At 37.9% G+C, this 6,620-nt stretch carries 10 protein-coding genes; 5 read left to right on the top strand and 5 right to left on the bottom strand.

Features of this window, described 5'->3' with window-relative positions; translation table 11 throughout:
* Positions 1 to 197, top strand: a 197-nt coding sequence (locus tag FJR06_RS23920; RefSeq protein ID WP_217359761.1) for a hypothetical protein, incomplete at its 5' end; no start/stop codon positions are given.
* 47 nt (positions 198 to 244) lie between these two features.
* Positions 245 to 529, top strand: a complete 285-nt coding sequence (locus FJR06_RS04550) for a DUF427 domain-containing protein (protein WP_168650916.1) — start codon at positions 245 to 247, stop codon at positions 527 to 529.
* A gap of 55 nt (positions 530 to 584) precedes the next feature.
* Here the strand turns inward: FJR06_RS04550 and FJR06_RS04545 are convergent, their stop codons facing one another.
* The 4 genes from FJR06_RS04545 to FJR06_RS04525 form a co-directional block, all read right to left on the bottom strand.
* A complete protein-coding gene (locus FJR06_RS04545) occupies positions 585 to 1,019 on the bottom strand; it encodes a molybdopterin-binding protein (RefSeq protein WP_168650914.1) in 435 nt (144 codons plus the stop codon).
* Positions 1,020 to 1,133: 114 nt separating this feature from the next.
* Positions 1,134 to 1,907: a 1-(5-phosphoribosyl)-5-[(5-phosphoribosylamino)methylideneamino]imidazole-4-carboxamide isomerase gene (hisA, locus tag FJR06_RS04540; RefSeq protein WP_015083351.1), complete on the bottom strand. Its 774-nt coding sequence runs from the start codon at positions 1,905 to 1,907 to the stop codon at positions 1,134 to 1,136.
* 92 nt (positions 1,908 to 1,999) lie between these two features.
* Positions 2,000 to 2,314 carry a DUF3593 domain-containing protein gene (locus tag FJR06_RS04530; RefSeq protein WP_015083350.1) on the bottom strand — a complete coding sequence of 105 codons (315 nt, stop codon included), beginning with the start codon at positions 2,312 to 2,314 and terminating at the stop codon, positions 2,000 to 2,002.
* Positions 2,311 to 2,646, bottom strand: coding sequence for a DUF2499 domain-containing protein (locus FJR06_RS04525; RefSeq protein WP_015083349.1), 336 nt, complete (start codon positions 2,644 to 2,646; stop codon positions 2,311 to 2,313). Before FJR06_RS04525 ends, FJR06_RS04530 begins: the two co-directional genes overlap by 4 nt.
* A 26-nt stretch (positions 2,647 to 2,672) precedes the next feature.
* On the opposite strand from FJR06_RS04525, the gene csaB reads away from it, so the two are divergent.
* Positions 2,673 to 3,719 carry a polysaccharide pyruvyl transferase CsaB gene (gene csaB / locus FJR06_RS04520; protein ID WP_168650912.1) on the top strand — a complete coding sequence of 349 codons (1,047 nt, stop codon included), beginning with the start codon at positions 2,673 to 2,675 and terminating at the stop codon, positions 3,717 to 3,719.
* Between the two features lie 291 nt (positions 3,720 to 4,010).
* Positions 4,011 to 4,562 (top strand): ferritin-like domain-containing protein, encoded by a 552-nt coding sequence (locus FJR06_RS04515; protein WP_015083347.1) that lies wholly within the window; start codon positions 4,011 to 4,013, stop codon positions 4,560 to 4,562.
* Positions 4,563 to 4,688: 126 nt separating this feature from the next.
* Here the strand turns inward: FJR06_RS04515 and FJR06_RS04510 are convergent, their stop codons facing one another.
* On the bottom strand, positions 4,689 to 5,363 hold the full coding sequence (locus FJR06_RS04510; protein WP_168650910.1) for a fasciclin domain-containing protein: 675 nt from the start codon (positions 5,361 to 5,363) through the stop codon (positions 4,689 to 4,691).
* Positions 5,364 to 5,770: 407 nt separating this feature from the next.
* On the opposite strand from FJR06_RS04510, the gene FJR06_RS04505 reads away from it, so the two are divergent.
* Positions 5,771 to 6,565, top strand: coding sequence for a glutathione S-transferase family protein (locus tag FJR06_RS04505; RefSeq protein WP_015083345.1), 795 nt, complete (start codon positions 5,771 to 5,773; stop codon positions 6,563 to 6,565).
* Positions 6,566 to 6,620 lie beyond the last annotated feature (55 nt).

The raw sequence follows: 6,620 nt of genomic DNA, 5'->3' as shown, positions 1-6,620 counted from the left end.
AGAGGTTTGGAGAGGGGTTTATTTATACATTAAAAACTTTTCAAACATCCTCTAATTTCCAATTAACAAGTTGCTGGACTATTTCATCGGTTTTTTCACAGTCTTTAAATTTAGCAAGACTAAAATTTATTTCGATACTTGTGATTGCTATTTCGCAAAACTTTTACCAAATTTCAGTATATCACGTAAATAAATAGTTATTTTAAATGTCACAATATAAATTGTTAACTTTTTTCAAACTCACATCATGAAAGCAATTTGGAATGGCGCTATTTTAGCCGAAAGCAATAATACCGTAGTTGTCGAAAACAATCATTATTTCCCTGCTGACGCTATTAACAAGCAATACTTTACAGACAGTAGCACTCATACCACTTGTCCCTGGAAAGGAGTTGCTAGTTACTACAGTGTTGAAGTTAATGGACAAGTTAACAAAGATGCAGCTTGGTACTATCCTAGCACCAAAGAGAAAGCTAAAAATATCGAAGGTTATGTTGCTTTCTGGAAAGGTGTAAAAATCGAAGCTTAGTAAACAAAAAGATTCCCGACTTCTTAAAGAAGTCGGGAATCTAAGTTAAGTATTTCTAATCTTTTGCAATCACAATATCATTAGATTTAATCACAGCATAGGCTTCTGTACCTTCAGATAATTCTAATTCTTCAGCGGAAACTCTAGTAATCATGGAAGTTAACTCAACTTTCTGAACGATTTCTAAAGTTATTTCGGTATTTATACTGCCTGTAGTAACTCGTTTCACTACTCCTTTCAAAACATTACGCGAACTCACTTTTAATGCTTTTTTGGGACTAACAATTTCAAATTCAGGATGCTTAGTTTCTGCTTTTTCCTGTGAAGTTGATAATGATATGGACGGTGATGAATATTTATTAAGTCCCCGCACTAATTCCCGCAAAATCTCAGTTTTAGTCCGCTGGGAGTTTTGACAAAATTCTTCTAATATCTTGCGTTCTTCTTCGGATGTTTGAAATGTCACCCAACCCTGGTCTTTTCTTGGCATAAAATTACTAATTTATTGAGTAAATATAATCCTAATACAATACTAGCAATAATCAATACAATCAAGGGCGCAGACCCTGCGCCCCTACAGGTTTTTTTATATTGCTAATTCATTTTAAGCAATGCTAGAAATACTGAAATCTGGTGGTATATCTTGCAGTCTTCCCGGACCAATAGCTTGTAATCCTTCTTTGAGGATAATATCACCCGTATACAAGGCTTTACCAACTATCACACCTGTTACCCCTTGGGGTTCTAAAGCTAATAAACTTAATAAATCGGTGACAGAACTTACACCACCGGAAGCAATTACGGGTATGGAAATTGCCGCTGCGAGTTCTCGTAATGCGTCTAAATTTGGGCCTTCTAGTGTGCCGTCACGGTTGATATCAGTGTAAATGATGGCTGCTGCACCTAGTTCTTGCATTTGTACTGCTAGTTGAGTGGCTAATACTGTTGATGTTTCTAACCAACCACGAGTTGCAACTAAGCCGTTACGGGCATCTATGCCAATAATAATTTGTTGGGGAAATTCTTGACAGAGTTCTTGGACTAGCTGGGGTTGTTCGACGGCGACAGTTCCCAGAATTGCCCAATTTACTCCCAGATTAAATAATTGTACAACACTGGAGCGATCGCGCAATCCGCCCCCAACTTCAATGGGTATATCAAGATTATTTCTAATGGCTTCAATAGCTGCTAAGTTGACGATTTTCCCAGCTTTTGCGCCGTCTAAATCAACTAAATGTAGTCTTGTCGCGCCTTGGTCTGCCCACATTTTCGCTACTTCAACGGGGTTTTCGCTGAATACTTGCGATCGCTCGTAGTCTCCTTTATATAGTCGCACACAGCGACCTTCTAGTAAATCAATTGCGGGGATTACTTCCATAATTGGTAATTGGTAATTGGTAATTGGTAATTGGTAATTGGTAATTGGTAATTGGTAATTGGTAATTGGTAATTGGTAATTGGTAATTCTTTCTATTCCCTGTTTCCTGTTCCCTGTTCCCTGTTCCCTAATTCCTGTACTGCTTGGCGAAAACCTAAGACTAGTAAGATGTTAGCAAGGGTTAAAAAAACTTCGGCACTGCCATGTAACCAGTCTACATTGGCTAGTTGTTCTCCGTACTGGACTTTGGCGTAAATGGCAGCGGGGATGGTGATGGCGACAAATACCAATGTGCCGTAAAATCCATATAGGGCTAAACGTGGCATTTGTGGACTGCGGCTAATAAACCACAAGAAACCCAGATAGGGAAAGAGAGAAAGGGCAAAGAGGGTTTCTTTTGATATCATTGTTCTGATTTGATAGATTGTGTCTCAATGGGGCTTGTAGACTTGGTAGAACGCCAAATTAGATAAGCTGCTGCCCAGAGAGTAAAGTTACCAACTAATGTCATGGTAGCTTGTAGGGTGACTAACCATTCTAATGATTCGGAATTGTCGAAATAATGCCAAGTACAAGCACACATTGCGCTAATTAAAGCTGGTAACATGGCAAAGGACAATCCCCACCAACTCCGATTTTCTGTAAGTTCACCGTATATCCAAATTAGCCAAATTGCGGCTATCCACTCAATGACGCTAGAAATATGAATTATCCAGGTGGGAATCGAAAGGGCGTGCATAATTAATCTAAAATCTAAAATTTAAAATGGGGAAAATGCGGGTTTTATTGTCTGGGTATTACGGTAAGGGTAATGGTGGTGATGAAGCTTTGTTAGCCACACTTCTGCAAATGCTACCACTTGATGTTACTCCTGTGGTGCTTTCTGGAAATCCTGAAGAAACTCATCGGCGTTATGGTGTGGAATGTTACAACCGCATGGCGGTTTTACAGGTTATCAAGGCTTTGCGTTCTTGTGATGCTTTTGTTTGGGGTGGTGGTAGTTTAATTCAAGATGCTACCAGCAGCATTAGCCCTTTTTATTATGGCGGATTAATGGCTTTAGCTCAAGTTATGGGTTTGAAAACTGTGGCTTGGGGACAGGGTATAGGTCCTTTGTTGCATTTCCAAACTCGTTGGTTAGCAAAGGGAAATTTTACAGGTTGTACTCAAGTGAGTGTGCGCGATCGCTCCAGTTCTCGGTTATTATCAGATTGGAGTATACCCCATATCCTTGCCCCTGACCCGGTTTGGGCGTTAGATTCAAAGCCAGTCCCAGAATTAGTAGATTTACCAAAACCCAGAATTGCAGTTACGTTAAGAAATCATCCTCAATTGACAGAAAACAGGTTAGCAAATTTAACTCAAGCTTTAGTTAATTTGCAGAAAGAAACCCAAGCTTTTATTTTATTATTGCCATTTCAAAAAAGTGAAGATCTAGGAATTGCGGAAAAAATTCATACTCAATTACCAGATGTGAGTAGAGTTATTTGTTCCGAAGATCCACAAATTTTAAAAGGTGTATTTCGCGGTGTGGAAATGTCCATAGGAATGCGTCTCCATAGTTTAATTATGGCAGCAAGTGAAGGTTCACGTTGTTTTGCATTGAGTTATGATCCCAAAGTTAACCGATTAATGGAAGATTTAGAAATACCTGGTTGGGATTTAAAGGATTTACCAGATGATATACATTTAATTAGTAAAAGTTGGATTAATTATTATTATCATGGTGAATCTTTGTCACCTCATAAAATTCAATCTTTAATAAATGGAGCTTTTTTACATCGGGATTTGTTGAAGGAAGCTTTAAAATGAAATTTCCTCAATAGCACTTAAGTAGTGGATACAGCAGCTTTCAGCAGTCTAAACTGTGATTTGGATGATTTGGATGATTTGCATGATTTTGGGGATAAAAAACCCATTAATCATCTAAATCAAATTAATCACATAAATCATAGTTCAGACTTTTGTCTGATATTGTCACTGCAATCACAATTAAACTTCACACCCTTACTGTGTCTTTAGTAAGAAGAGAATTGGTCGGACTAGACGTAGGGTTAATGGAACGACTGTTAAAGGCAGCGAAATACCATTAGGAGAATCATCATGGTTTTAGTTAGCGAGCGTCCAGGGACGAAAAAAATCACCAGCTTACAACAGCAGTTTATCTATGAAATGAACATCATGTACGATGCTGAAAATCGCTTCTTAGAAGCCCAGCAAATGATGTGGCAATGTTGTCAAAATAGTAAATTGAAAGCTGTGATTGAGCCACATCTTCCAGAAACTGAACAGCATATCGAAAACCTGAAACAGGTTTTATCTATTTTAGGAGAGCAACCACAACGAATTACCTGTGATCTTGCGGTTGGTTTAATTAGTGAAGGTCAAAAATTTGCCCTTTTAGCTGCCGATAATCCCAAAATTATTGACTTAGGATTGGCAGAATGGCATAGTAAGATTGAACAATTGGAAATAGCTTGTTATCGTGGTTTAATTAAGGTAGCGGAACAAATGGGACAAAACCAAGTTGTCCAGTTGTTAGAGCAAAACTTACACCAAGAAGAACAGACAGCACAAAAGCTGGAACAGTTGATGATGCAGTTAGTTCAAGAAGCGAAGCAAACTGAAGCTAAGACTACTGCTAAAGCTCGTTAGTTTGATGGCTATTTCTTCAAAAAAGTCCAGTTTAAACTGAGTCTTTTCCCATGGTAAAATCCCCGATTTTTTTCGAGAATTTGGGGATTTTAACTTACGGATTTTGATCAATCAAATACTAAAAATCTATAAACTAGGAGGTAGAATCAAATTATCAATTTGATGAATAACTCCGTTGCTACCTTCAATATCTGGCTTGATTACCTTTGCATCATTGATTTGTACACCATCACTATCAACTTTAACAGTAATAGGATCTCCTTGTAAGCTTTTTATTTCTCCAGATTTCAAATCTCCAGAGAGTACCTTTCCAGAGACTACATGATAAGTTAAAACCTTCACCAATACTTCCTTATTTTCTGGCTTCAATAAATCCCGTAACGCTTCTGCTGGAAGTTTCTTAAATGCTGCATCTGTGGGAGCAAAAATGGTAAAAGGACCATCTCCCTGTAAAGTATCTGTCAGTCCTGCTGCTGCTAAAGCTTTGATCAGGGTTGTAAAAGATCCATTAGCATTAGCTAACACTACTAGGTTTCTGGTTTCTTTTGTTTCGGTTAGAGGTGCTGTTGGGGTGGGTTTAACAGTGGGAACTTCTGTTTCTGGCTGTGTGGGTGTGGTAACTGGTGCAGTTTCACTGGGCTTTTTACCACGATTGTAGAGCGGTTCGTTGAAAATACTTGGTCTGGAATTGGGATTGCGGACTTCTTTCGCTGGAGATGGGATAGTAGTTAAAAGACCGATACTCATTAATCCCATGATTGCAGTAATTTTGGTCAATAATTTGCTGTAATTAGCGTTCATAAATTTTGTTTGTATTGATTGCATATAAGTTATATCAAGATTTATCACATTCTGCCAACTAAAAAGGTTCTTGACTGAGGAACAAGATTTTTTGTAAAAATTTAGGTAAAGTTATCAAAGAATTTAGAAGTCGGTAGTCAGAAGTAGGAATATTATAATATCCAACAATTTCAACAATTTCAACAATTTTATGCTGTGAACTATTTTGAAGATCTCAAGTGTCTGGAAAAATGCTCAATCAATTGACAGGCATAACAATCCGAGTCTAATTATCACACAAATTCGAGTAATTTTCAACTTGATGGGCAACAACTCAACCCAGAAAATGATAAATTCACAGGAAAAATGCTAAGAATTAAGGATACAATTATAAAATTAACAACTAAACAAGTTGCAGAATATACAATATGCTAGAACTATATCAGTGGGAACTATCTCAATTTTCCGAAAAAGTTCGTTTACTCTTAGATTATAAAGGACTAGAGTATCGCAAAATCGAAGTTGCACCAGGCATTGGCCAGCTAGAATTATTTCGCTTGACTGGACAAAAACAAGTTCCAGTGTTAAAAGATGGCAATAGATATATTGCTGATTCTACAGAAATCGCTAAATATTTAGATTCAGAATACCCAGATCGTCTGCTGATACCGATAGATCCCAAAAAACGCGCTTTGACTTTATTATTGGAAGATTGGGCTGATGAGTCAATCGGTGCTAAAGGTAGAAAGGCTCTATTTGCAGCTATTAGTCAAGATCAGAGTTTTCGTAAGTCGTTGTTACCAGTTTCCACTCCAGATATTCTCAGAAGTGTTATCGAAGGTGTTCCTGGTGATTTTCTGTCAGCGCTGGGTTTTGGTGTCGGTTTTACACCAGATGTGGTAAATGCGGCTGTTACTAGCTTAAAACAAGATTTGGATATTATTACCCAATTGTTGGTAGGTAGTCCTTATTTAACAGGTGATGAACCAACTTTAGCTGATTTAACAGTTGCTAGTTTATCAATGCTTTTGAAGTTTCCCGATGGTGCTTATTTGGATTTACCAGTATCTCTGAGAGGGAAAGGATTGTCCAGCATAGCCAATAATCCTGATTATGAAGCATTTTTTGCTTGGCGCGATCGCATCTATTCACAATTTAGAAACCCATTACCAGGAATCACACCACCCGGAGGAAATTCACCAACAAGTATTCAAATTGACTAAGGAATGGGTAATGGGTAATGGGTAATGGGTAATGGGTAATAGGTAATGGGTAATG

Source organism: Dolichospermum sp. UHCC 0352, from assembly GCF_009711925.1.
Classification (GTDB): domain Bacteria; phylum Cyanobacteriota; class Cyanobacteriia; order Cyanobacteriales; family Nostocaceae; genus Dolichospermum; species Dolichospermum lemmermannii.
Note: the sequence above shows the minus strand (reverse complement) of the source record. Positions and strands in the feature narration are given on the sequence as shown.

Bases quoted from the DNA above. Each gene is read 5' to 3' on its own strand.
- FJR06_RS04505 (WP_015083345.1), top strand. From the start codon at position 5,771: ATGCTAGAACTATATCAGTGGGAACTATCTCAATTTTCCGAAAAAGTT.
- FJR06_RS04515 (WP_015083347.1), top strand. From the start codon at position 4,011: ATGGTTTTAGTTAGCGAGCGTCCAGGGACGAAAAAAATCACCAGCTTA.
- csaB (WP_168650912.1), top strand. From the start codon at position 2,673: ATGGGGAAAATGCGGGTTTTATTGTCTGGGTATTACGGTAAGGGTAAT.
- FJR06_RS04530 (WP_015083350.1), bottom strand. From the start codon at position 2,314: ATGATATCAAAAGAAACCCTCTTTGCCCTTTCTCTCTTTCCCTATCTG.
- FJR06_RS04525 (WP_015083349.1), bottom strand. From the start codon at position 2,646: ATGCACGCCCTTTCGATTCCCACCTGGATAATTCATATTTCTAGCGTC.
- hisA (WP_015083351.1), bottom strand. From the start codon at position 1,907: ATGGAAGTAATCCCCGCAATTGATTTACTAGAAGGTCGCTGTGTGCGA.
- FJR06_RS04510 (WP_168650910.1), bottom strand. From the start codon at position 5,363: ATGAACGCTAATTACAGCAAATTATTGACCAAAATTACTGCAATCATG.
- FJR06_RS04545 (WP_168650914.1), bottom strand. From the start codon at position 1,019: ATGCCAAGAAAAGACCAGGGTTGGGTGACATTTCAAACATCCGAAGAA.